At 33.2% G+C, this 21,759-nt stretch carries 27 protein-coding genes and 1 pseudogene; 11 read left to right on the plus strand and 17 right to left on the minus strand.

Annotation, left to right across the window (positions count from 1 at the left end; genetic code table 11):
* Positions 1-20: 20 nt before the first annotated feature.
* The 5 genes from guaA to TZ01_RS06440 are packed head-to-tail and all read right to left on the minus strand — an operon-like array spanning position 21 to position 2,987.
* A complete protein-coding gene (guaA, locus tag TZ01_RS06425) occupies positions 21-944 on the minus strand; it encodes a glutamine-hydrolyzing GMP synthase (RefSeq protein WP_048101984.1) in 924 nt (307 codons plus the stop codon).
* A gap of 49 nt (positions 945-993) precedes the next feature.
* Positions 994-1,302, minus strand: coding sequence for a hypothetical protein (locus TZ01_RS06430; RefSeq protein ID WP_048101985.1), 309 nt, complete (start codon positions 1,300-1,302; stop codon positions 994-996).
* The gene (locus tag TZ01_RS09610) at positions 1,296-1,448 is read right to left on the minus strand and encodes a hypothetical protein (RefSeq protein WP_156150333.1); all 153 of its coding nucleotides are present in this window, start codon (positions 1,446-1,448) and stop codon (positions 1,296-1,298) included. The genes TZ01_RS06430 and TZ01_RS09610 overlap by 7 nt, the downstream gene beginning before the upstream one ends.
* Positions 1,449-1,502: 54 nt before the next feature.
* Positions 1,503-2,777, minus strand: a complete 1,275-nt coding sequence (gene hisS / locus TZ01_RS06435) for a histidine--tRNA ligase (RefSeq protein WP_048101986.1) — start codon at positions 2,775-2,777, stop codon at positions 1,503-1,505.
* Positions 2,778-2,786: 9 nt separating this feature from the next.
* Complete coding sequence (locus TZ01_RS06440; protein ID WP_048101987.1) at positions 2,787-2,987, minus strand: DUF1059 domain-containing protein; 201 nt, start codon at positions 2,985-2,987, stop codon at positions 2,787-2,789.
* A gap of 58 nt (positions 2,988-3,045) precedes the next feature.
* Between TZ01_RS06440 and TZ01_RS06445 the strand changes: the two genes are divergently transcribed.
* The 4 genes from TZ01_RS06445 to TZ01_RS06460 all read left to right on the plus strand — a co-directional run bounded on the left by TZ01_RS06445 (position 3,046) and on the right by TZ01_RS06460 (position 5,566).
* Positions 3,046-4,002 carry an NAD-dependent epimerase/dehydratase family protein gene (locus tag TZ01_RS06445; protein WP_048101988.1) on the plus strand — a complete coding sequence of 319 codons (957 nt, stop codon included), beginning with the start codon at positions 3,046-3,048 and terminating at the stop codon, positions 4,000-4,002.
* Between the two features lie 39 nt (positions 4,003-4,041).
* Positions 4,042-4,542, plus strand: a complete 501-nt coding sequence (locus TZ01_RS06450) for an HPP family protein (RefSeq protein WP_048101989.1) — start codon at positions 4,042-4,044, stop codon at positions 4,540-4,542.
* A gap of 48 nt (positions 4,543-4,590) precedes the next feature.
* Positions 4,591-4,890: a metal-sulfur cluster assembly factor gene (locus TZ01_RS06455; RefSeq protein WP_048102177.1), complete on the plus strand. Its 300-nt coding sequence runs from the start codon at positions 4,591-4,593 to the stop codon at positions 4,888-4,890.
* Between the two features lie 121 nt (positions 4,891-5,011).
* On the plus strand, positions 5,012-5,566 hold the full coding sequence (locus TZ01_RS06460; RefSeq protein ID WP_048101990.1) for a TATA-box-binding protein: 555 nt from the start codon (positions 5,012-5,014) through the stop codon (positions 5,564-5,566).
* On the opposite strand, the gene truD is transcribed toward TZ01_RS06460, so the two are convergent.
* The 3 genes from truD to guaB all read right to left on the minus strand — a co-directional run bounded on the left by truD (position 5,563) and on the right by guaB (position 8,637).
* A complete protein-coding gene (gene truD, locus TZ01_RS06465) occupies positions 5,563-6,813 on the minus strand; it encodes a tRNA pseudouridine(13) synthase TruD (protein ID WP_048101991.1) in 1,251 nt (416 codons plus the stop codon). The genes TZ01_RS06460 and truD overlap by 4 nt on opposite strands.
* A 38-nt stretch (positions 6,814-6,851) precedes the next feature.
* A complete protein-coding gene (locus tag TZ01_RS06470) occupies positions 6,852-7,100 on the minus strand; it encodes a hypothetical protein (RefSeq protein WP_048101992.1) in 249 nt (82 codons plus the stop codon).
* 82 nt (positions 7,101-7,182) lie between these two features.
* Positions 7,183-8,637 (minus strand): IMP dehydrogenase, encoded by a 1,455-nt coding sequence (gene guaB / locus TZ01_RS06475; RefSeq protein WP_048101993.1) that lies wholly within the window; start codon positions 8,635-8,637, stop codon positions 7,183-7,185.
* A gap of 139 nt (positions 8,638-8,776) precedes the next feature.
* On the opposite strand from guaB, the gene TZ01_RS06480 reads away from it, so the two are divergent.
* Positions 8,777-10,183: a DNA-directed DNA polymerase II small subunit gene (locus tag TZ01_RS06480; protein WP_048101994.1), complete on the plus strand. Its 1,407-nt coding sequence runs from the start codon at positions 8,777-8,779 to the stop codon at positions 10,181-10,183.
* A gap of 39 nt (positions 10,184-10,222) precedes the next feature.
* Here the strand turns inward: TZ01_RS06480 and TZ01_RS06485 are convergent, their stop codons facing one another.
* Positions 10,223-10,564 (minus strand): hypothetical protein, encoded by a 342-nt coding sequence (locus TZ01_RS06485; RefSeq protein ID WP_048101995.1) that lies wholly within the window; start codon positions 10,562-10,564, stop codon positions 10,223-10,225.
* A gap of 173 nt (positions 10,565-10,737) precedes the next feature.
* Between TZ01_RS06485 and TZ01_RS06490 the strand changes: the two genes are divergently transcribed.
* Positions 10,738-11,289 carry a hypothetical protein gene (locus tag TZ01_RS06490; protein ID WP_048101996.1) on the plus strand — a complete coding sequence of 184 codons (552 nt, stop codon included), beginning with the start codon at positions 10,738-10,740 and terminating at the stop codon, positions 11,287-11,289.
* 5 nt (positions 11,290-11,294) lie between these two features.
* Here the strand turns inward: TZ01_RS06490 and TZ01_RS06495 are convergent, their stop codons facing one another.
* The 4 genes from TZ01_RS06495 to TZ01_RS06505 form a co-directional block, all read right to left on the minus strand.
* Positions 11,295-12,404 (minus strand): MFS transporter, encoded by a 1,110-nt coding sequence (locus TZ01_RS06495; protein WP_048101997.1) that lies wholly within the window; start codon positions 12,402-12,404, stop codon positions 11,295-11,297.
* A 612-nt stretch (positions 12,405-13,016) separates the two neighbouring features.
* A complete protein-coding gene (locus tag TZ01_RS09755) occupies positions 13,017-13,217 on the minus strand; it encodes a HepT-like ribonuclease domain-containing protein (RefSeq protein ID WP_054964383.1) in 201 nt (66 codons plus the stop codon).
* A 10-nt stretch (positions 13,218-13,227) separates the two neighbouring features.
* Complete coding sequence (locus TZ01_RS09760) at positions 13,228-13,437, minus strand: hypothetical protein (protein ID WP_052656814.1); 210 nt, start codon at positions 13,435-13,437, stop codon at positions 13,228-13,230.
* Positions 13,434-13,817: a nucleotidyltransferase domain-containing protein gene (locus TZ01_RS06505; protein ID WP_048101998.1), complete on the minus strand. Its 384-nt coding sequence runs from the start codon at positions 13,815-13,817 to the stop codon at positions 13,434-13,436. Before TZ01_RS06505 ends, TZ01_RS09760 begins: the two co-directional genes overlap by 4 nt.
* A gap of 106 nt (positions 13,818-13,923) precedes the next feature.
* Here TZ01_RS06505 and TZ01_RS09440 point away from each other — a divergent pair.
* From TZ01_RS09440 to TZ01_RS06515, 3 genes and pseudogenes are all read left to right on the plus strand, one after another.
* Positions 13,924-14,234 (plus strand): annotated as a pseudogene (locus tag TZ01_RS09440) (IS481 family transposase); the annotation flags it as partial.
* A gap of 173 nt (positions 14,235-14,407) precedes the next feature.
* Positions 14,408-15,658, plus strand: a complete 1,251-nt coding sequence (locus tag TZ01_RS06510) for an aconitase/3-isopropylmalate dehydratase large subunit family protein (protein WP_048101999.1) — start codon at positions 14,408-14,410, stop codon at positions 15,656-15,658.
* The gene (locus TZ01_RS06515) at positions 15,651-16,154 is read left to right on the plus strand and encodes a 3-isopropylmalate dehydratase (RefSeq protein ID WP_048102178.1); all 504 of its coding nucleotides are present in this window, start codon (positions 15,651-15,653) and stop codon (positions 16,152-16,154) included. The genes TZ01_RS06510 and TZ01_RS06515 overlap by 8 nt, the downstream gene beginning before the upstream one ends.
* Before the next feature lies 1 nt (position 16,155).
* On the opposite strand, the gene TZ01_RS06520 is transcribed toward TZ01_RS06515, so the two are convergent.
* Genes TZ01_RS06520 through TZ01_RS06535 form a run of 4 tightly spaced genes read right to left on the minus strand, consistent with a single transcriptional unit; the run spans position 16,156 to position 19,971 of the window.
* Complete coding sequence (locus tag TZ01_RS06520; protein ID WP_048102000.1) at positions 16,156-17,337, minus strand: MFS transporter; 1,182 nt, start codon at positions 17,335-17,337, stop codon at positions 16,156-16,158.
* A 48-nt stretch (positions 17,338-17,385) separates the two neighbouring features.
* Positions 17,386-18,081, minus strand: coding sequence for a metallophosphoesterase (locus TZ01_RS06525; protein ID WP_048102001.1), 696 nt, complete (start codon positions 18,079-18,081; stop codon positions 17,386-17,388).
* 59 nt (positions 18,082-18,140) lie between these two features.
* Positions 18,141-18,848: an MBL fold metallo-hydrolase gene (locus TZ01_RS06530; protein ID WP_048102002.1), complete on the minus strand. Its 708-nt coding sequence runs from the start codon at positions 18,846-18,848 to the stop codon at positions 18,141-18,143.
* The gene (locus TZ01_RS06535; RefSeq protein WP_048102003.1) at positions 18,835-19,971 is read right to left on the minus strand and encodes a peptidase U32 family protein; all 1,137 of its coding nucleotides are present in this window, start codon (positions 19,969-19,971) and stop codon (positions 18,835-18,837) included. The genes TZ01_RS06530 and TZ01_RS06535 overlap by 14 nt, the downstream gene beginning before the upstream one ends.
* 189 nt (positions 19,972-20,160) lie before the next feature.
* On the opposite strand from TZ01_RS06535, the gene TZ01_RS06540 reads away from it, so the two are divergent.
* Both TZ01_RS06540 and TZ01_RS06545 read left to right on the plus strand, forming a co-directional pair.
* A complete protein-coding gene (locus TZ01_RS06540) occupies positions 20,161-21,387 on the plus strand; it encodes a radical SAM/SPASM domain-containing protein (protein ID WP_048102004.1) in 1,227 nt (408 codons plus the stop codon).
* A gap of 55 nt (positions 21,388-21,442) precedes the next feature.
* Positions 21,443-21,757, plus strand: coding sequence for a metalloregulator ArsR/SmtB family transcription factor (locus TZ01_RS06545; protein WP_048102005.1), 315 nt, complete (start codon positions 21,443-21,445; stop codon positions 21,755-21,757).
* The last annotated feature ends 2 nt before the right edge of the window (positions 21,758-21,759 follow it).

The raw sequence follows: 21,759 nt of genomic DNA on the forward strand, positions 1-21,759 counted from the left end.
GATTATAAATTATTATATAATTATTCCCATTCTATTGTTGCCGGAGGTTTATTTGTTATGTCATAAACAACCCTGTTAATCTCAGGGATTTCGTCTGTTATTTCTGTTGATATCTTTTCAAGAAGGTTCCAGTCCGGCCTGCTAAAGGTGCCTGTCATTCCATCAAGGGTATCAATAAATCTTATTGCAACAGTTTTACCATATGAACGCTGATCACCATGAACGCCGGTTGTATTTACTGGAAGTAAAACGGCAAAGTACTGCCATGGCCTTTCATGCATGTTCTCCATAACATTTCTCTCAACAATGTCTGTTGCTTTTCTTATCAGATCAAGTTTTTCCTCTGTAACCTCGCCTATTATTCTAATTGACAGGCCTGGGCCAGGAAAGGGCATAATTTCAGGGATGCCAAGATATTTTGATACCTCCCTAACCTCATCCTTATAAAGATCTCTTAGTGGTTCTATAAGCTTTAATTTCATATTTTCTGGCAGTCCACCAACGTTGTGATGGCTTTTAATTGTATCTCTGGACTGCCCGCCACTTTCTATCCAGTCAGGTGCTATTGTACCCTGAAGCAGATATTCTGCGCCAAAATCTTTTGCAGCCTCCTCAAAAACATCTATAAAGGTTTTTCCCACTATCTTCCGCTTCTGTTCAGGATCTGTAATGCCCTTTAAATTTTGAATGAACCTCTGCCGTGCATCAATAATTTTATAATTGATATTATATTTTTTAAAAATTTTTTCTGCATTTTCCACCTCATGAAGCCTTAATAAACCGGTGTCAACAAAAATAACAAGTATATCCCGTGAAACCATTCCAGCTATTACAGAAAGCAGTGTGCTGTCCTGACCACCTGAGCATGCCAGTATTCCCTTACCCTTCAGCTGTGATTTAATATGTAATTTGGCATCCTCTATGAACTGTTCTGGTTTAACCATGTAGCCTCATGACAAACATTTTATTAAAGTTTTCAATAAATAATAATTTTTAGGTCTTCATTATGGCGCCAAGGAATATTAACAATCCAATTAAAACGCCAATAATGGACGCTATTAGATAAAATACTGTCGGCTCAAGCACCTGGTATACAAATGAAACATGGGCCACACTTGATGACCCGAATATTGTAAATATACCAATTACAAGTCCAACAATAAGCAATACAGATCCTACTATCCTGCTTTTGCTGCTGCCAAAATATGCAGTAAGTGCCCCAAAAACAATAAGGGCCAGAGCCAGCAGGGCAAGGATAACCATTACAAATGCATCCCAGTTCCAGTTAAAAGAAGTCACCATGTTACAACACCTCCAAAGAGACCTGCACCTAATATCATTTTAAAGGTCATAATAAAACCATTTGCTTTTTTTGGTTTTATCATAATTGGTTCTGCAAACTTACCTAGCAGAGCCCGAATCCCTTTAAAGTTAAAACCTTCAGGCATTAGAAGTTAAAAGTAAAAATGAATATAAATTTTTCCTAAATGATTGATAAATTATTATAATAATTTATAAAATTCTTCCTCTTCGATTGTTTTCTGCTCACCGGTCTTCATATCCTTTAATGTTACTGTTCCTGATTTTACCTCGTTTTCTCCAATTATTAATGCAAAATCAAATTCGGCTGCGCTCTTTATCTGCGATGATAATTTTCTACCTGTAATGTCCACCAGTGCAATTCTATTACTTTTCCTTATTTTTGATGCCAAATTAATTGAATATTCAATAAATTGGGATCCCAGATTGCATATATAATATGACTGCTTGCGCATATATTTCTCCCAGAGATTGTATTTTTTCAATAATATTTCAAGAACTGCATCGCCTATGGCAAAACCAATGGCGGGTATATTTTCATCAGAGAATAGTGTTGAAAGCCCATCATAGCGGCCTCCACCAAGTATTGCACGGAGTTCACCAACCGAGTCAAAGGCCTCAAATACTATGCCTGTATAATATGATAATCCCCTGACAACTGAAAAATCATATTTTATATCACTTTTTGTATAAAAACTTATATATGAAAATGTTGTTTTAAGCCTTTCAATACGGTTTTTTAATCCATCAAAATTATTTAATATACTTTTTAATTTTTTCTCGAAGTCTTTAATATCAAGCCTTTCAGAAAGAAGATCAAGTATCTTTTCGGTATTTTTTTTATCCACGTTAATCTCAGCCATCATGGAAATAAACTGTTCTCTTGTTATTTTTCTGTATTTATCTATTACTGAAAATGCCTCATGGATATTTTGTATGTTCATATCATTAAGTATATATTCCATCACCTGTCTGTCATTTATATTTATTTGATACTTACCTGAAAGCCCGAGTTCATCAAGTATCTGTGCGGCAAGACCTATGATCTCAGAATCAGCCTCTGCAGAATCCAGACCAAACATGTCTGCATTAAATTGATAGTGCTCCCTGAATCTGCCTTCCTGGGGTTCTTCATATCTCCATACCTTTGGCAATGAATACCATCTTACCGGCCTTGGTATATCCTTTCTTGCTGTTAGAAGTCTTACAGTTGATGGTGTTGCCTCCGGTATCATTGTAACCTCCCTTCCACCCTTATCTGTGAATGAAAAGGTCTGGCTAACAAGTTCGCTCCCAGATTTCTGTTTGTACATTTCAAGATATTCAAGGCTTGGAAAATCTATTCTCTGGTATCCAAAATTCTCAGCAACGTTTGTTATTCTGGTAAAAACTGAATAGCGTATTTCCATATCCTCAGGATAATGATCCCTGAAACCTTTAATCCTTTCTATCTTCATATTAAACACTTAAATTGGAAGATCGTCTCTTCTCTCTCCCTCGGTAATGACACTGTCAATTTTTTTCATCATTTCATCGCTAATTTCATTTGTTGCATGTGCATAGTGAAAATGTATTCTTATCCTTGGATAAAGATCCTCCCTTTTTTCAGCATGATGCTCAAATGAACAATCCCATCCCAAATCCCTGCATTTGAAGTAATATGTCATGGCTAGTAATTTGTTTAAGATATAAAAAGAATTATCATTTACTTATTTATATAGGTTCATGGAAAACAAAAATATTCTAATAACAGGTGGCGCTGGATTTATAGGATCAAACATGGTTGAGAAACTAATAAATGATAACAATATCACTGTTATTGATAATCTTAATAACCATGTTGGTGAAAGGTTTATCAAAAGATTTTATGGCAATAAAAATTTTAAATTTATAAATGGCGATCTGTTAAAATATGATCTTGAATCCCTTAATGACATTGACATTATTATTCACTTCTCCGCAAATTCGGATGTTAGATATGGATCAGAGGATCCAATAAAGGATTTTAACAATAATGTTATAGTTACACAGAATATACTTGAATACATGAGGAAAAAGGATGTAAAGGAAATATTATTTGCATCGTCATCAACGGTTTATGGTGAGGCAAATATCATGCCAACACCTGAAAACTATGGACCGTATTTGCCGATATCATCATATGGAGCATCAAAAATGGCCAATGAGGGGTTTATAAGTGCATATTCACATTATTATGGAATAAGGGGGACGATATTCAGATTTGCAAATATTGTTGGCAGGAATTCTACACACGGCGTAATATATGATTTTATACATAAACTATTAAAAAATAATAAAGAACTAGAAATACTTGGTGATGGAACACAGGAAAAATCATACATGCATGTTACTGACTGTGTTGACTCAATGATTTATGTGCATGAAAATTTAAGTAGAACGGATATAATAAACCTTGGAAATGATGAAACAACATCTGTAAGAAAAATTGCTGATTATGTTGTAAGCGGTATGGGACTAAAAAATGTTAAATATATTTTTACCGGAGGAATTAATGGCAGGGGCTGGAAGGGCGATGTGAAGAAGACATACCTGGACATAACAAAGTTAAAAAAACTGGGCTGGAAAAGCAGGTATACAAGCGATCAGTCTGTTGAGGTCGCCGTAAAAGAAACTCTGGAGCAGATTAAGGCCATGGAATAATTAATAAACTATTTTAAATATAAATTTATTAAATTAATAATGTTTAATTTTAAAAAATATGAAATTTTAATTAAAAATCACATAATTCCGGCAATATTTATTGGAATAACTGTATCAATAACAATCTTTATTCTGTCAGTAACGCATATATATTTTGTACCGTTTGCAAAATTTATAGTGTTTTCTTCATTTGCATCAACTTCCTTTTTACTCTTTATGATGCCCGATAATAAATCGGCAAAAATAGATAAATTTTTGAAAAGTTATATTATAGCTGGAATAGTTGGAGTTTTAGGATTTTATATGGCATTTTTTATTTCAATATATTATGTGATTGCCCTTGTGGAGACCTTAGTTGCCATACTGCTTGTTATTTTCCATTCTGAACATCCGCCGGCAATGGGCATAGGCATTGTTTTTATTCTGCAAACTATCAGTTATTTTGCAATATTTTTCTTGATAACTGGCATGGTTATAATAGCAGCTCTTGATTTTGTTTTAAAGAAATTCGTCATTGTGATTGAAGAAGATTTACAATAATTTAAACACATAAATATGTTTAAATATTTAATTATAATATTTTTAAATATGGTAACAAAGGAGGAAATTTTGGAGGTATTAAAGCAGGTATCAGATCCGGAAATTGGCATGGATGTGGTTAACCTTGGACTTGTATATGATGTACAGATAAACGGGGATCGCGTTTATATTAAAATGACTATGACGGCCCCCACCTGCCCGGTAACACCGTGGATACTATCTGAGGCACAAAAGGAGGTCGAAAGCCTTGAGGGGGTTGAGGCTGCCGATATAGAGCTTGTATGGGAGCCGCAGTGGACTCCGGACATGATGAGTGATTATGCCAAGGAACAGTTAAACATGTACTAAAATGTTGATGTTTCATGGTTATTCAGGTTTATAATAAAAAATATTTATTCATATTTTATAAAATTTTACATTAAAAAATTAAAACCTTTATATATCCTTTAAATATAAAGAATGGATAAATATGAGTGAAATGGAGAAAATTACAATTGAAAATATAGTTGCATCAACATCACTTGCTGAACACCTTGACCTTAGCAAAATTGCCCTTGCCTTGGAGGGATCGGAATACGAGCCGGAACAGTTTCCTGGTTTGATTTATAGGCTTAAGGAACCAAAGACAGCGGTGCTTATTTTTAGAAGCGGAAAGGTAAACTGCACCGGTGCAAAAAATTTGGAAAATGTTAAAAAAACAATAGACATAATAATTGAAAAATTAAAAAAGGCCAGTATAGAGGTTTATGATAACCCTGATATTATAGTTCAGAATATTGTTGCTGTTTATGATCTTGAATCTGATCTAAACCTTACAGATATAGCAATGTCTCTTGGCCTTGAAAATGTCGAATATGAGCCTGAACAGTTTCCGGGGCTTGTATACCGTGTTGAGGAACCAAAGGTTGTTCTGCTCCTTTTCGGATCCGGAAAGGTTGTATGCACCGGGGCCAAGGAGGAGAGTGAGATAGAACAGGCTGTTATAAAGGTCAAAAAGGAATTGCAGAAGGTTGGCCTTATCTAAAAATCCTCATTTTTTAATATTTCCCTTAACAGTGAGGTTGCATATATCCCCCTGCCAAGGGAAAATTGCAGTTTATTTTTTCCTATTATTGAGAAATTTACAGGGAGTGCCGATGCTATTCTGAGATCTCCTGATGAGCTTAACTCAGGATAATCCTTTATTTTAAAATCATTAAATGAGATATTCTCTGAGCACATTATCTTTTTTTCTATTTCGCCCTCAATACCGGATGATAATTTTGTGTTATAACCTATTACAGGAATTGCAGCCCTTATTTTATTTTCCTTTGAAAGAAGATTTAACTTTTCCTGATTGTATTTATCGGCCCTCATTATATTATTTTTATCAGGATTAAAATATTTATCAACAGGCATAAAATAATCCCCGTCAATAATCTCATTTAACTTTTCTATGATTTTCATTCTCTCTGATAAAATCCTGTTGTATAAAAATGATTGATATGAATGTATAAAGAGCATTGCAAGATTTTTTGGCAGCACATTAAATGCACCTGCATATGTTTTATGCTCTTTAATATAACCAAGAATGGATCTTTCAAATGAAAGATATTTTGGAAAATTTTTTAATGCCTCATCAACATTTTGACTCTGAAAAAAGTCTATTCTATAATATTCCTTATCAAACTCAGGATCATAAAGGTAAAGCTTTACAGCATCCTCATACCTGCCCTGCAGGATCAGCCTGCCTATTCTGTGTGTGTTCATTCTAAATGAACCAAACCTTTGATACCCAAAGAAATTTGGAAATCCACCATTTTCAAAGATTTCCTTCACTGTACTGTTTATATTTTCATTATTATCGTAATCTGATTTGATTTCTACAATAAACTCATTTCCGATCAGGTCTCCAAGCCTTATCATATGATTTGACCTAAATACTTCCATCACCTCGGCATCCTTAATATTTAAATTAAAATAATCAATAGTGTTTTTATTCTCAATATTAATACAGAAATACTGGGTTGTTATAGCAGTTTTATCCTTTGTTCCACCGTAAGTTATCCTTTTTTTACTTATATGCAGTAATTTTGAGAGAAATATAACAAATTTATTTGTATCCCAGTTCCTTAATTTTACCTTTAAAATTGTATATTTCCCATTTATATCTTTCGGAATATCAGCAGGTATTTCATTTACAATAAAACTTTCAGGATTGAATTTTATTATACCGTTGATTTTAGGAGTGTGCGTTGAATAACCATGTATTCCTATATATGTTTCATTCATGAATCAGAATATTTATTTCATATATTAACATAATAAGATTATTTTACAAAATAATAAATGTTCTCTATAATGCCGTTTGATTTCTTTTTTGTACCTATTTTACCTGACGTAACAAGTTTATTGATCATAAATTCTATTTTATTTTCCAGCAGAATCTGTGATCCTATACGGATATAATCTGCATTGGTGCCACCCACCATATCTGGTGTGCCAAGAAAGAATTCTATTATTTCCTCCTTTGTCATTTCCCTACTGGACAGTGCCTTTATTATATCTGATTCATCCATGATTATAAATAAGAAAATTATTTTATAAATATTTTGAGTAAATAATGGCCAATTTCCATGGCCAATTCGCTTTATTTCAGGCCTAGTAATTGAAATTCTGATAGTTCGGTGGCTCCGAAACTATTCTTATATCGTGGGGATGGCTTTCCTTTAGACCATTATTTGTTATCCTGATAAACACAGAATTTTTCCTTAATTCATCAAGGTTATGTGCACCAATATAACCCATGCCAGTTTTTATGCCCCCAACGAACTGGAAGAGATTTTCTGACACATGCCCCCTGTACGGGACTGATCCCTCAACACCCTCCGCTATAAATTCATTATTTCCAAGCTTACCATACCTATCCGATTTCCCGGCCTTAATTGCACCTATTGATCCCATGCCCCTGTATGATTTGTATTTTCTTCCGTTTATTATCATTTCAACTCCGGGGCTTTCCTCTGTGCCTGCCAAAAGTGATCCAAGCATAACAGTGGATGCACCTGCAGCAAGGGCCTTAACCATGTCACCAGAGTACCTTATTCCGCCATCGGCTATAACAGGAATGTCATGCTTTACAGCAACATCAGCAACACTGGAAATGGCTGTTAGCTGTGGGACACCAACACCTGCCACTATTCTGGTTGTGCATATTGAACCGGGGCCAATGCCAACCCTTAGACCATCAACGCCTGCAGATATAAGGTCCTCAGCAGCCTCTGCAGTGGCTATATTTCCAGCAATTATATCTATTGATAATTCCTTTCTAATTTTTTTTAATGATGATATTACATTGCAGTTATGTGCATGTGCAGTGTCAATAACAACAAAATCAGCCCCTGCCTTTTCCAGATTAATTGCGCGATCTATATCATAGGCGCCTATGGCCGCACCAACCATCAGCTGCCCGTTTGTATCCCTTGATGCATTGGGATATTTTTCCCTCGTTTTAATATCCTTTGCCGTGATAAGTCCCTTTAATTTACCAGCCTTATCAACAAGCGGAAGTTTTTCTATCCTGTTTTTATAAAGTATGTACTTTGCATCCTCTATTGATACGTTTTCATCTGCAGTTATCACATTTTTTGTCATTATGTCCCTTATTTTACCTGAGGAATCCGAAAATTCAAGATCCCTTTTTGTTAAAATACCAACAAGCTTCCCACCAGAAACCACAGGTAGGCCGGCAATATTTTTGGTAATCATTATGGTCCTTGCAACGTTTACTGGCGTTTCAGGATCAACAGATATAACGTTTCTTATAATTAGTGTTTCCTCCTTTTTCACCTTTTTAACCATCTCAATTTGCTCGTTTGTTGACATATTTCTGTGTATAACACCAACAGCACCATACCTTGCCATGGCTATTGCCATCTGATCCTCTGTAACAGTATCCATTGGTGAGCTTACAATTGGGACACCCAAACGTATATGCCGTGATAGTTTTGTTGAAACGTCCGCCTCCCTTGGTTCTATTGGCGATTTAATGGGCTTTAATAATACATCATCAAATGTATATCCTTCTTTAATTTCTGAGAATTTTTGGCTAAACATTGTGAAGTAAGATTTAAACAGTATATAAGATTATTGATTAACAGTCAAATTTATATTTAAAAAACCTGATAATATATAATAAATTGAATTTATGAATTATAACCGATTAACATTTAAGTAAGTATGTATTAATCCATTAATGGAATTATTTAATGACAAGGCCAGGATACTTGAATATTTTCAAAAGCACGGAATTCTGGTAACAAAGGAGGCAATGGACATTATACTTGAAAGAAGCATGGGCGATCTTATACCAAGCATGATCAGTGATGAGGTTATTCAGAGCGGGTATCTTACTGAAAATGATGTCCTTAAACTAATAAGCACACCAAAAAGGGAAAAAATGGATTTCGAAGTTTATATTCCAGATATTAAATCACACAGTTCGGTTGAGGATTTTAGAAAAATGTTTGTTGATCGCTATGAGAGAATTAGAAAAATGATAATACAATCAAGTGAAATGCGTGGTACATACAAAATCAGCACTGCAAAAAAGACATATGGCAAGGTAAAGATTGTTGGAATGGTAAGCGAGGTAAGCACCACCAAAAATGGCCATAAGAAACTATTGCTTGAGGATCTTGATGATAATATAAACGTATTCCTGCTGAAAAATAAGGGATTAAATAATGAGTTAATAATAGAGGATGAGGTAATAGGGGTAATTGGATCTGTTTCAAATTCCGGAAGGGAAACTGTATTATTTGCAGATGAAATTATAAGGCCTGACATACCGTACAAAATGATTGATGAACAGAAAAAACCCCCTGTGTATGTGGCATCCATTTCTGATATACATGTTGGGAGCAAAACATTCAGGGAAAATGATTTTAAAAAAATGATCGCATGGATAAAAAAATCCATGGATGAGGCGGAATCGTTAAAGTACCTTATACTTAGCGGTGATGTTGTTGATGGCATAGGTGTTTATCCTGGCCAGGAAAATGATCTTGACGTTCTTAATCCTCTTGAACAGTATGAAAAACTGGCAGAATATATAGACGAAGTGCCTGAGGATGTAAATGTGTTTATCATGCCTGGAAATCACGATGTTGTGAGGCTTGCCGAGCCACAGCCGATTTTTTCAAAGAAAATAAGCAGTTTTTTTAAGAGTAATACTGTTATGCTTCCAAATCCATATAATTTAAGGCTCGAGGGAAAAAACGTGCTTGTATACCATGGAATGTCTTTAAATGATATGATAGAACTTGTGCCAGGGGCAAGCTATGCAAGCGTGGGATCTGCTCTGGAAGAACTCCTAAAAAGAAGGCATCTGGCACCGCGTTATGGTGGAAAAACACCAATAATTCCATCTGAAAGGGACTACCATGTAATAGATGAGGTACCCGATATTTTTATAACGGGTCATATCCATTCATATTCACAGGGCAATTACCGTGGTGTAAGATATATAAATGCGTCCACATGGCAGTCCCAAACAGAATATCAGAAGATGATGAATTTTTCACCAAATCCTGCAATAATGACACTTTTTGACCTTAATTCAAATACAACAATAGTAAAGGACTTTAAATCGGAAGATTAGTTCTCTATTTTCATAGATATAATAAATACCATAATTATTTTACAATGTCCTTTTGATTATCTCATCTATTTCATTTTTAAACGTATTAAGGAAATCGTTGATGGCCTCGTCCTTAATATTTTTGGGAGCACTTAAAATGCCTATTTTTGCTGTTATTTTTGCCATTTTTGCCATTGAATCGTATTGTTTAATTCTGGCCTCCATGAATTCTTCCAGAACATCCTCGATCTGCCTTTTTAAATCTTCATCTTCATTTATTTTTTTTCTAATATATTCCTTGATTAAATCCTTAAATACATCACGCACCGCCTCTATATACATTTCTTCGGATGGTGCCGTTTCCAGAATGCTTTTTATGTAATTATCTATATCATTTTTCATAATTAGTTAATCCATACAGGTAAATAATTTTAACCATAGCCTTTGAAATAAAATTTATAGGATTAAAACGTAAGATGGTGAGATTAGATTAATAGTTATCAGAATTGATTGCATTATGGCTTTGCTAATTAGATGTGGGAAAATTTAAATAAAATCTTTATCATATTGAATTTATGAATAAAAAGATAGTGTCTATAGGGCTAATTATTCTTGTTATAGGTGCGGCCCTATTCATTGTTGGATCATATGAATCAGGCTTAAATGTTCAAAAATATACACACACTGAAGTTAGTCTTTATAAAAAAGGAGAATATATTACAGAAAATATGACATTAAAAAGTGGCTATGAAATATTAATTGAGGGGGGCCCATCAAATGCAGGTCTTATTAATTCAAAAAATCTGAGCCAGGTCAATTCAACCAATCTAGTGAAATATGAATATGGATCAAAGTATTATGAGGCGGTTGGATCGGACAAGGTTTTTGGTAATATGCCTGCAGGCACATACACCTATGTTATGTTCAATTCCACAAAGCCTTCTTTAAAGTATGAATATGCACCGGTATCTGCCATAGAGGGGTATGGGGTTATGGTTATAATAGGCCTTATAACAGGTTTAGCCGGTTTTATAATATTAATAGTAGGTGTAATAAAAAAACCAAAAAGACCACAGAAGGACATATACGATATAGATAATCTTGATGATCTAAATAACATAAAGTAATAAATTTAATGTTTTATAATATTTTTTGATAATATTATGTTTTTCCAGAATTTAGAACCCGTTTCAAATTTTGTAAAAATTATTGTTGCAATACCAAATAAGATTACTGTTGCTATAATATTAATGTATTCAATTCCGATTGGAAGTATGACAGGAAGCAGAAAGCCACTTACGGCCGCAAAATTCATGCTTGGACCTATTTTTTTAGGCTCAACATTCAGGTTCCGGCTTATTATGGGAAGCAGTGATATCATACCAAGGCCAAAGACAGTAAATATTACAGCAAGTACAATATCGTCTGTAAGGAAGAAGATAATTCCACTTAATGATACTATAACAACTGAGGCATAAAATATCTTATATATTGATATCCTGTTAATTAAATATGGAAGTATTATATATGCAGGAACTGCAAAAGAATATGCAATTATTGACTCATATAGGGATGCCGAACCAAGAAATGATGGAACAACTTCAAGTATATATGCTGGAGTGAAGCCAAGAATGAATAAAATAAAGATTTTAAATGAAAAATCAAACTGAAACTTCTTAACAAGTGGGGATATAACATTATGTTTTTTAGAAAATATTATGGCGGGTACAAAGACAATTCCTATTAGGGAAACCAGAGACCATGATTTCAAAAACATAAAGAATACGGCAGCGATAAGCCATCCTATGGCCCATCCACCCATGGTTAATCCTATGATTATTCTGTTTTTTGTAATGGATGAAACCTCTATTGCTGCAGATGTCGCAGTTCCATAAAATATTCCTATTAAAAACCTGCTTATGAACATCTCCGGAAAGGTTTTTTCATATGAAATTAAAAAGGATATTATGGACATCACACTTATTGAGAAAAGGGCCAGCCTCGGCACACCCATGCGGGCTAGTGGTGCATAGATAAATGGTGTAAACATTCTTCCAATAAAGGGTATGCCAAGTAAAATAAATGCCTCAAGATATGTAAAATGCAAGAGATCAACAATATTATCTATAAAAAATGCAAAGTCCATTAAAAAGAATGTTGCCACTGAATATGAAAAAACTGGTAATATTTTATTGAAATTAAATGTTACAATGTTGATGTTTTTTTTATATAATCCAATCATGTTTTTACGAATTGCTTATGTATATTTATATGTAAGCATTTATATTATTATTTATATAGTAATTTGTTCTAATTAATATTAATTTTGTATCATAAACTTTAGTAGCATATAATGGTAGAGATAAAGCACTATATTAAATTATTGTGAATAAAACATACAATGATGCCCTGAAATGAGTTCCCTAATAAAGTTATTGCTTTTCATATAACGTATCTTCCTTTTCTCCATATGCCGTTGATGGTGTTACCGCAGGTCCATTATTTATAAATAATGACATATGTCGTTATGGATGGTTTAAACTTAAACATATCTAAAGAGATATTGATGATGTTCAATATTTATTATTTAATATATTCGATATCTTCCATGAGAATATACCATTTGAATACATTGAGATTATCAATTCATCAATGCTTATGGACTTATTATTGTCTCTTTTAACAGGAAATTTATATTTACACAAATATGGTACACAACCATCCATGTAGTTATGTTTAATGATCACTATCCAATATCATAACCATTTGTAATATTATTAAATTCAAAATATAAAATGAAAAATCATTAATGTATTTATTTATGGCCTTATGCCATTCCAGAAGATTCCCTTAATTAATATTTATTCATTATATTATCCAGGCATTTTATTATAACATCAAAATCATTAATATTATCTTTTATGAATGTATATGCAAGCCCATCATCTATTTTCCCATATCTGTGGACAATAATGTTCCTGAAACCTTTCATATTTTTCATTAAATTCCTAATTCTAAAGCTTATAATTTCATTATTGTATAGATTATCTATCATTGAGGAATCATCATCTGGTATTCCAAGATCCAGGATCTGAATTAATTATATAAAAAATGTCCATTAAATTTTCAATGGAATATTCTATCCTTTTGTATATACCATCTTTTATAATGCCAAGTTTCTGGAATTCATCAAATGAATCTGGTAAATTATCTCTTATTAATTCCAAACTTTCCTCAATTTCGGCTATTTTATTCCTTATTACATCCCTTCTCATTGTATCTTCTCCAGGTTTATATAATCGTAATATCCGCGTTTATAATCCTCAAATTCCTCTATTGTTTTCCTAAAAATATCATATATATCCTTATCTTTATAATAGAGAATTTTTCCCTTCAAAACACTAAATCTTATATAAAGTGGCAGATCCTGAAATATGTGCACATCAAAAATGTCATTTATCTCTGAGAGTACATTTAACCTAAATTTGTTTCTCTCATCCTGATTTCCATCATAATAAATGCATAAATCAATATCAGAACCGTTGTGGAATGTGCCATTTGCATAGGAGCCATAATTAACAATAAATTTTATTTTATTTTGTTTATCCAGTTTTTTAATGTAATTAATAGTGCTACTGATTAGATCTGTATACATTAGAAATAAATTATAATTAATATTAATAACTTTTTCTTTCTCATTTCTGTATATGTTCTCCAATAAATATTTTTTATATATTCGGTAAAAATATAATAAGCCTAATAAGGTAATAACGGACCATGGTACTTAATTCTTCTCAAATGGAAGGAATGGAATAATAGAAGATAAGAATAAGTTTCAACAATATTTGGATGATAATAATATAAAGCATATACTGGCAAGGGTAAATCATCCTGAAACCAATGGTAAATTAGAGAGATTAAATTATACAATTAAATCATTAAGGCCATATTTTAGTACATTGTAAGGGCTTGTATACCATTATAATTATGAGAGATGCATGATTCATTGTCAGATGGTGATAATATTGTTACACCTGTAATGGCATATAAATCCAAAATGGTTGTAAAATGAAAACTTATAAGTTTATAAAGTATATAAAGGAAATAATAATGGGACAACACAACTTAAAAAATAATAAATAAATTTATATATCAATACATTACAGTATAAAGTTTATTATGCTAAATTCGTACTAATTGTACTAAAATAGTAATAATTTTATAATACAAAATTATGTATGGTCAATGAACATAATAGAAAAAATCCTGAAAAGTCATTCTGTGGATAATTTAAAATCAGTCTCTCCCGGTGATATAGTTACTGTAAGTGTTGATAGGGCAATTATTGTGGATATGGCAGCCCTGCACCCTGAATTTGTAAATAACCCACCTATTAAACCATTCGACCCGGATAAAATAGCAATAATATTTGACCATTTTGTTCCACCCCCAAATATAGAGATAGCAAACAGGGTGAATAAATTAAGAAAACTTGCAAAAATTTGGGGCTTAAAGGATTTTTACGATGTTGGCAGGGGAGGCATTTCACATGTTTTTTCTGGAGAATCTGGATGGATTCTACCAGGTTCAATAATAGCAAATACAGATTCGCACACAGTTGCAACTGGAGCTTTTAATGCCATTGGAAGGGGTCTGGGGACACCGGAAATGATGGGTATTATTGCAACAGGCAAAACGTGGTTTATAGCAGGTGAAACTGTAAATGTTAGATTTATAAACGGATTAAAAAAGGGAGCTTCTGCAAAGGATGTTTTCTTTAAAATGGCAGAGATAATAGGCGATATTCCAAATATGAACATTGAATTTTCCGGTACTGGAATTAAAACGTTAAATATGGATGAAAGGTCATCGATATCAACAATGTGTGCGGAATTAAGTGCTGAATTTGCGGTGTTTCCTTTTGACGATATTCTTAAAGAGTATTTGGAAGGGATTGGCATTAAAAATTATAACCCGGTATATCCAGATAATGATGCTGAATATTATAAAACATATGAAATAGATCTTGATAATGTTGAACCCATGGTTGCCTTACCTGATAAGATAATAAACAATGTTAGGCCTGTAACAGAGCTTGGTAAGGTGGAAATAAATCTTGCGGTGGTTGGTTCCTGCGCAAATGGCAGGTTATCTGATCTTAGGGATGTATCTGAGGTTTTAAAAAATAAAAAAATAAATAAAAATGTCAGATTAATAGTAACACCCGCTTCCATGAAAGTTTATGAAGAGGCCATAAGACTTGGTTATATAGACAATATAATAAAGGCCGGTGGCATGGTAACAAATCCAACCTGTGGGGCATGCCTTGGAGGCCATATGGGCGTTTCCTCTGATGGGGACGTTGTTATAAGCTCAACAACCAGAAATTTTAAGGGAAGGATGGGGTCACCAAAATCCAGGATATATCTTGGATCGGCCAGGACCGTGGCACTTTCCGCAGTTAACGGTTATATAACTGGTGATGAAAATGAATAATATAACAGGAAGGGTATGGAAGTTCGAGGACAATATTAATACGGATTTAATGTATCCACAGATATGTTACACACTCCCGGAAAATGATAAGCCTTTTTACGCCATGCATGCAAACAGGCCTGGATGGGCTAGGATGGTAAATAAGGGGGATATCATAGCGGCAGGCAAAAATTTTGGAACAGGTTCAAGCAGACCTGCTGCTGATAATTTAAAAAATCTTGGCATTGCCTGCGTTCTGGCAGAATCTATTAACGGACTTTTTATGAGGAATTCCGTAAACTCAGGATTAATTTCCCTCGAGGTTCCCGGAATTACAGGCATGGCCGATGAGGGTGATACCCTGAGAATCAACTTTAATGGCAATTACATAGAGAATATATCCAACGGTAAAATTGTTAAATTCAGGCCGCTGCCAGAATTCTTAATGGAAATAATTGATGCTGGAGGCATAATAAATATATTGAAAAATAAGGGATTGCTAGGAGAACCATTATAATTTAAACGCTGGTTTTTATTTTAATTATCTCTTCAAGTTTTTTATTAATTGTGAGTATTAATGGAATAAATAAAACGGATAAAATTGCCATAGCAATCCATGCTAATTTATAATTGTATGCTGTATAGACTATTGTGAAAATTACAGGTATGACTGCCGCAACAAGAAGCTGCACAAAATTTACGAATGATAATGATAATGATATAAGGTCCCTTCTGGCCATATACCTTACAAAGGTGTATGTAACAGAAATGCCGTATACTGTTGACATGCCCATGGCAATAACAACAATAAGGATTTCAATATAATTAAAGATAAAGGCCGTAATTGCAAGAAGTGCTGCAATAAGTATGTTAAGGAGAAGAAAAACGCGAATTTTATGATCTGTTCTTGAAAAATGATAACCACCAAGAACACCCCCGAAAAATCCTATTAATAGATATATTGATGCCAGCGTGCTTGCCGTTATATGTGAAAAACTCAGTGATTCCAGATAATAAACAAAAAACTGGCCCATTATTGTTTCTGAAATCATGCTTCCAATGCCTATAAATGCTATGAATATAATCATTTTTGATGAAAAAACCTGCAACAGACTTTTTTTAATATTGGACCTCTCAGTTTTAATGTTTGGTATATTTTTAAATAATATATAGAGCACCAAAAAGAGCATTACCGTTATTATACCTGCTATTAAGAATGCATATCTGTATCCAATATAAATATCAAGAATGGCCCAGCCAATAACACCTGTGCCTGCGCCTATATTAAATGCGCCATTATACACACCAATATGAAATGAATATTTCTCGGATGGAACTATGGATGCCAGCAGGCTCAATGCCGGTGAGAAGAATAATGCGGCAGACATCCCTGCCAGAAATCTTGAAATCGATATTTCTAAAAAGTTTGTTGATAAACCTGAGGTTATCGCAAATATGCCAACAAAGAGAAGTCCAATTAATGATGTTTGTTTATCACCAATAAATGAGGAAAGGTAACCACCCAGAAGCTGAAATATAGAAATACCAATATAAAAAGAGGTTACCACCAGTCCAAGCTGCACGGAGGTTAGGTTCATATATGATTTTATATAAATTAGTGCGGGTGCTATATCCATCCAGTTAACTGCATATACTGCCCTTGCACTGTGTATGAGAACGGCCTTTCCCCTGTAATCCATTGAGGTAAATATATTGCATATTTATAAATATAATTATAAGTAAAGTATTTATTGATAAAACTTTTTTAACCTGTTCAATTCTTCTGTAAAATTATTAAGATACCCATCAAGAAGGTTTATTATTTTTGCAGAATTATAACTGCTAATACGCCTAAAATTTATAGAATTATCACTGGTATCCAGAACCGCATACATTGGTTTTAATATACCGTCACGTGGCTGTCCAAGACTGCCGGGATTTATGATCTTGTTCCTGTAAAACATCATAAAATGTGTGTGGCCAAGCACAATATAATCATATTTGTTAAAAAATTCCTTATCCCTAAATATTTTTTCAGCCTCAGATGCAAATACATAACCGTTTAAATTATTGTATGGTGAACCATGGGTTAAATATAAATTAAGGTTATCTATTTGAAAATCATAATTATTTTTAAATGTTTTTATAAAATTAATGTCATTTTCAGAAAGAAGCTTCAGTGATATTTCCCTGCGGGTTAATTCACTCAGTTGAAGCATATCTGCAGAACAGTTGCATGATGTATTATATGCAACGGCATAATCGTGATTTCCCATAATATTAATATCAGATTCAGACCTTAGAAAATCAATAACCTCTGCAGGCTGCGGGCCATAATCCACTGCATCCCCAAGAAAGATCATTTTATCATAGTTCTCAAGTTTATCAAGTGCCTTCAGTGCCTCATAGTTTCCATGGATATCAGATACAATAATTACCTTCATGCATTATAATGCATATTTAATATATATTAATTATGTAAGAATATTCATATGTAAAATTTTTAATATATATTATTTACATCCTCCCTTTTAAATATCTCTCCATGGAATGGCACTATAATTCTGCTTTTTAACCTTATAAGTTTGTGGTAAGATGTCACCGCCTCGTCATAATTATAACAAAAAAATCTAAAGGGAGGCATTGGATGCATGGTATTATTAATTGCATCACCTGCAATTAATATATCATTGTAAAGAACTGATATATGCCCTCTCGTATGCCCATGAGAATTTATAATTTTTAATTTCCCGAGATTCTGCTCCCTGCCAATTTTAATATCAATTTTAATGGGATCAAGCTTTATATTATTTATGCGCCTTACAGTATCATAGAATTCTTTTTTATTTGTATTTAATACTGATTTAACATCCCTGTATTTTAATTTAAAAATCATATAATTGTTGAGTGCTTCCTCCTCGTTTTCATGTGCTATCACCTTGGCTCCTGATATATTTTTTATTGCATTTACATTTCCGCTATGGTCAGGGTGGTAATGGCTTACAATAATATATGCAATATCGTTTATACTGTAGTGTATTTTTTTCAAAAAACTGGAAATTAAATCCATATTTCCCGGAAGACTTGTATCAACCATGACCAGACCGTTTTTATAGGCATTTTCAATGAAAACCACATTGTGGTTAAGTACAGTGCCAAAAAAATTAGGCTCCAGTATTTCAAGTATGTGTAAATTTTCAGTCAGTTTCATTGTGACCAAACCTTGGTATTAACTCTATCGGTACATCAAATCTTTTAATGCCATAATTTTTTATGCTTTTCCCTGCTATTTCCATTGTTGCATCTGCAATTTTATCACAGTATTTGCATACATTACAGTCCATTGAATTACAGTCATTATATTTAAAGAAGTTAATCCATGATTTTGGAAATTTTTTGTTATCTATCCTTACATCTCTTAATATCCTGTAATTATCCGGACCATTTATTTTTTCCATCACCCTTGGCATTGCATTTCCCTGGGGAAAACTTAAAAGGTTCAAAAGATTTCCATCATAATTTCTTTCAGAATATGCTTTTATTGATCTCAATATCCAATCTGTCCTTTTTGTCCTTGAGGCAATTTTAAATCTATCAATGCCTATTTTTTCATATTCGTATGTATCCTCAGGCCTTATCCAGCGCATCTTTATTATATTCCTTGGATCGTTAAGCACATCTGTGGAACAAAACATAATTGGATACTCAAACCAGAAGCTATTCTGCCCTGTAACTGTTGATTCAGAAGATACAATATCATGGGTTCTCCTGTACGGACAGCCAAAAAGGCATGAATTATCTGTAATAAGTTCAAGATCTATATTATTTTTCATTGCAAATTCATGTGCTGCCTCCAAAAATTTAAAATCGCGTGTGGTATCCTCATGAAGTATTATTGTATTTACACCCAGACCCGCGTATTCTTCAATTTCCCTCATTGATGATACACGTGCAAATGATGATACTGAAACATTCATATCTGGATAATCCCTTTTTATTTTTTTAATAAGAAATGGAAGTGCAACTATAAATCCATCAACATTCATATTAACAAGCCTGTCAATTTCAATATTCAACTTTTTATTGTATTCTCCTGAATACTCACCGGTATTTAGGGTTGCACTATTCATTACATATAAAAATTTAATTTTATGATCATGCATGAGTTCTATATGATTTTTAAATCCCTCATCCGAGATATCTGGAAGCAGAAATGCTGCCCTGCCATGGCCTGTTATTGTTTTTTTAAAACTTCCAAACATGTGTGTTACAGGATATTTGGATGCACCTTCTATTAAATTATCGTCAAAATTTGTTCCTACTACAAGTCTCATAATCTTATTTATCAATATTTAATATTTATTCCTTAATTTTTTTCTAAATATATTTATTTGATTATTATTTCTTATATATTATAACTTATTTAGTCATATGGTGATAGAATGGAAACAATAGAAAGAAAAGTTTTAAAGGTGGAGAGGAAGGCATGCAGATGCGGATACTCACCAAGCTGGGGAAATTAAATGCCCCAGCAATTTTTTTCAAAATATAATGTTTTTATTCGGGATGGTTCTGAATTTATACTGTTTAATACACTAACAGGCTATGCGATAAAGGTTAGCAGCGAGGAAAAGGAAAAAATTACATCTGGAATAATCCCAGAGGATATTAAGGAAGTTTTTTATGAAGGTTTTATAACAGATGATATAAATGCTGAATTTGATAAATTAACCCTTAAAAAGAATATACTTGAACCGACAATGGTTTTAACATACAACTGCAACTTTGATTGCAGCTACTGTTTTCAAAAAGATTTCAGAAATAAATCCAGGGTTAATGATAACATAATAAATGGATTTGTAAATTATATAAACAAAAATAGCAATGGCAGAAAGGTCAGGGTTACATTCTTTGGCGGCGAACCATTGCTTGAGGCAAATACAATAAAAAAGGTTTCATCTATGCTGGGCAATTTAAATTATGAATTCAGCATCGTTACGAATGGTTCAATGCTTACCAAAAATATGGCAGATGATCTTTATGGCTATGGATTAAGGTATGCACAGATAACACTGGACGGGCCAAGAGAGGTCCATGATTCAAGAAGATATTTTGTAAACAGGCGCGGTTCATTTGATATAATTTTAAAAAATCTTCTATATGTGCAGGATCTTTTAAATGTGGTGTTGAGAATAAATATAGACTATTCAAACATTGATGACTTTGATGAACTGCTATATGAATTAAAAAATATGGGGATAGAAAATATTAGAATAGACCCCCATCTTGTTCATGAAAATCTTTTTAGGAATGAGGCCTGGGATGAAAACATATCCAGACAGGATGAATTTGATGCAGTTCAGAGGATATGGCACAAAATAAAATTGCATGGTTTCAGGGTTCCACAGGATATATTCAGGCTTGGTGTATGTGTTGCGCATGTTGATGAGGACATAATAGTTGATCCGGCAGGTTATATATATCCATGCTGGGCATTTACAGGCAATACAAAATTCGCCAAGGGTTTGCTAAAATCAGATGGCAGTGTTGAGATAATAAATAGGGCACTGCTTGCCAAAAATGCATCACTTGCATGGAAGAATGATGAGTGCAAAAACTGCAGTTACCTGCCATTATGCTTTGGTGGATGCAGATTTTTTTCTGTTCTGGATGGAAAATCATTTAGTTCAAAAGAGTGCAGAAAGGAAACATATAAAAAGGCAGTTGATTTTATTAAAGACTTTATTTAATATGTAAGTATTAACATATGAAAATAATTTTATATGAAAAAATAATTCCCAGAGAATGTTATTGAATAAGATTGGGGAGGCCAATATATATAAAATGCTATCCGATGAAACAAGGTTGAAAATACTCAAACTTTTATCCAGTGAAAGCCTATCAGTTTCCGGCATAATAAATAAAATGGGAATGGATCAGCCCCTTATATCACATAAATTAAAGGATTTACGTGAAAATGGCCTTGTAATAAGTTACAGATCAGGAAAAAATATAATTTATAAAATATCTGACGATTCTTTAAGGAATTTATTGAGAGCTGGCAGTGAGCCCGGTAAAAAAATAGAGAGAATATGTAAATGTGCGGAATGCGATGAATAAGC

The organism is Acidiplasma sp. MBA-1, assembly GCF_000949015.1.
GTDB classification, from domain to species: domain Archaea; phylum Thermoplasmatota; class Thermoplasmata; order Thermoplasmatales; family Thermoplasmataceae; genus Acidiplasma; species Acidiplasma aeolicum.

Excerpts from the sequence above, each read along its gene's own strand:
- TZ01_RS06470 (WP_048101992.1), bottom strand. The coding sequence starts at position 7,100 with ATGGATGAATCAGATATAATAAAGGCACTGTCCAGTAGGGAAATGACA.
- TZ01_RS09760 (WP_052656814.1), bottom strand. The coding sequence starts at position 13,437 with ATGAGAAGGGATGTAATAAGGAATAAAATAGCCGAAATTGAGGAAAGT.
- TZ01_RS06490 (WP_048101996.1), top strand. The coding sequence starts at position 10,738 with ATGAATAAAAAGATAGTGTCTATAGGGCTAATTATTCTTGTTATAGGT.
- TZ01_RS06495 (WP_048101997.1), bottom strand. The coding sequence starts at position 12,404 with ATGATTGGATTATATAAAAAAAACATCAACATTGTAACATTTAATTTC.
- TZ01_RS06430 (WP_048101985.1), bottom strand. The coding sequence starts at position 1,302 with ATGGTGACTTCTTTTAACTGGAACTGGGATGCATTTGTAATGGTTATC.
- TZ01_RS06545 (WP_048102005.1), top strand. The coding sequence starts at position 21,443 with ATGTTATTGAATAAGATTGGGGAGGCCAATATATATAAAATGCTATCC.
- TZ01_RS06440 (WP_048101987.1), bottom strand. The coding sequence starts at position 2,987 with ATGACATATTACTTCAAATGCAGGGATTTGGGATGGGATTGTTCATTT.
- TZ01_RS06460 (WP_048101990.1), top strand. The coding sequence starts at position 5,012 with ATGAGTGAAATGGAGAAAATTACAATTGAAAATATAGTTGCATCAACA.
- TZ01_RS06510 (WP_048101999.1), top strand. The coding sequence starts at position 14,408 with ATGAACATAATAGAAAAAATCCTGAAAAGTCATTCTGTGGATAATTTA.
- truD (WP_048101991.1), bottom strand. The coding sequence starts at position 6,813 with ATGAATGAAACATATATAGGAATACATGGTTATTCAACGCACACTCCT.
- TZ01_RS06450 (WP_048101989.1), top strand. The coding sequence starts at position 4,042 with ATGTTTAATTTTAAAAAATATGAAATTTTAATTAAAAATCACATAATT.
- hisS (WP_048101986.1), bottom strand. The coding sequence starts at position 2,777 with ATGAAGATAGAAAGGATTAAAGGTTTCAGGGATCATTATCCTGAGGAT.
- TZ01_RS06540 (WP_048102004.1), top strand. The coding sequence starts at position 20,161 with ATGCCCCAGCAATTTTTTTCAAAATATAATGTTTTTATTCGGGATGGT.
- TZ01_RS06480 (WP_048101994.1), top strand. The coding sequence starts at position 8,777 with ATGGAATTATTTAATGACAAGGCCAGGATACTTGAATATTTTCAAAAG.
- guaB (WP_048101993.1), bottom strand. The coding sequence starts at position 8,637 with ATGTTTAGCCAAAAATTCTCAGAAATTAAAGAAGGATATACATTTGAT.
- TZ01_RS06455 (WP_048102177.1), top strand. The coding sequence starts at position 4,591 with ATGGTAACAAAGGAGGAAATTTTGGAGGTATTAAAGCAGGTATCAGAT.
- TZ01_RS09755 (WP_054964383.1), bottom strand. The coding sequence starts at position 13,217 with ATGATAGATAATCTATACAATAATGAAATTATAAGCTTTAGAATTAGG.
- TZ01_RS06525 (WP_048102001.1), bottom strand. The coding sequence starts at position 18,081 with ATGAAGGTAATTATTGTATCTGATATCCATGGAAACTATGAGGCACTG.
- guaA (WP_048101984.1), bottom strand. The coding sequence starts at position 944 with ATGGTTAAACCAGAACAGTTCATAGAGGATGCCAAATTACATATTAAA.
- TZ01_RS06485 (WP_048101995.1), bottom strand. The coding sequence starts at position 10,564 with ATGAAAAATGATATAGATAATTACATAAAAAGCATTCTGGAAACGGCA.
- TZ01_RS06535 (WP_048102003.1), bottom strand. The coding sequence starts at position 19,971 with ATGAGACTTGTAGTAGGAACAAATTTTGACGATAATTTAATAGAAGGT.
- TZ01_RS06445 (WP_048101988.1), top strand. The coding sequence starts at position 3,046 with ATGGAAAACAAAAATATTCTAATAACAGGTGGCGCTGGATTTATAGGA.
- TZ01_RS09610 (WP_156150333.1), bottom strand. The coding sequence starts at position 1,448 with ATGCCTGAAGGTTTTAACTTTAAAGGGATTCGGGCTCTGCTAGGTAAG.
- TZ01_RS06530 (WP_048102002.1), bottom strand. The coding sequence starts at position 18,848 with ATGAAACTGACTGAAAATTTACACATACTTGAAATACTGGAGCCTAAT.
- TZ01_RS06505 (WP_048101998.1), bottom strand. The coding sequence starts at position 13,817 with ATGTATACAGATCTAATCAGTAGCACTATTAATTACATTAAAAAACTG.
- TZ01_RS06520 (WP_048102000.1), bottom strand. The coding sequence starts at position 17,337 with ATGGATTACAGGGGAAAGGCCGTTCTCATACACAGTGCAAGGGCAGTA.
- TZ01_RS06515 (WP_048102178.1), top strand. The coding sequence starts at position 15,651 with ATGAATAATATAACAGGAAGGGTATGGAAGTTCGAGGACAATATTAAT.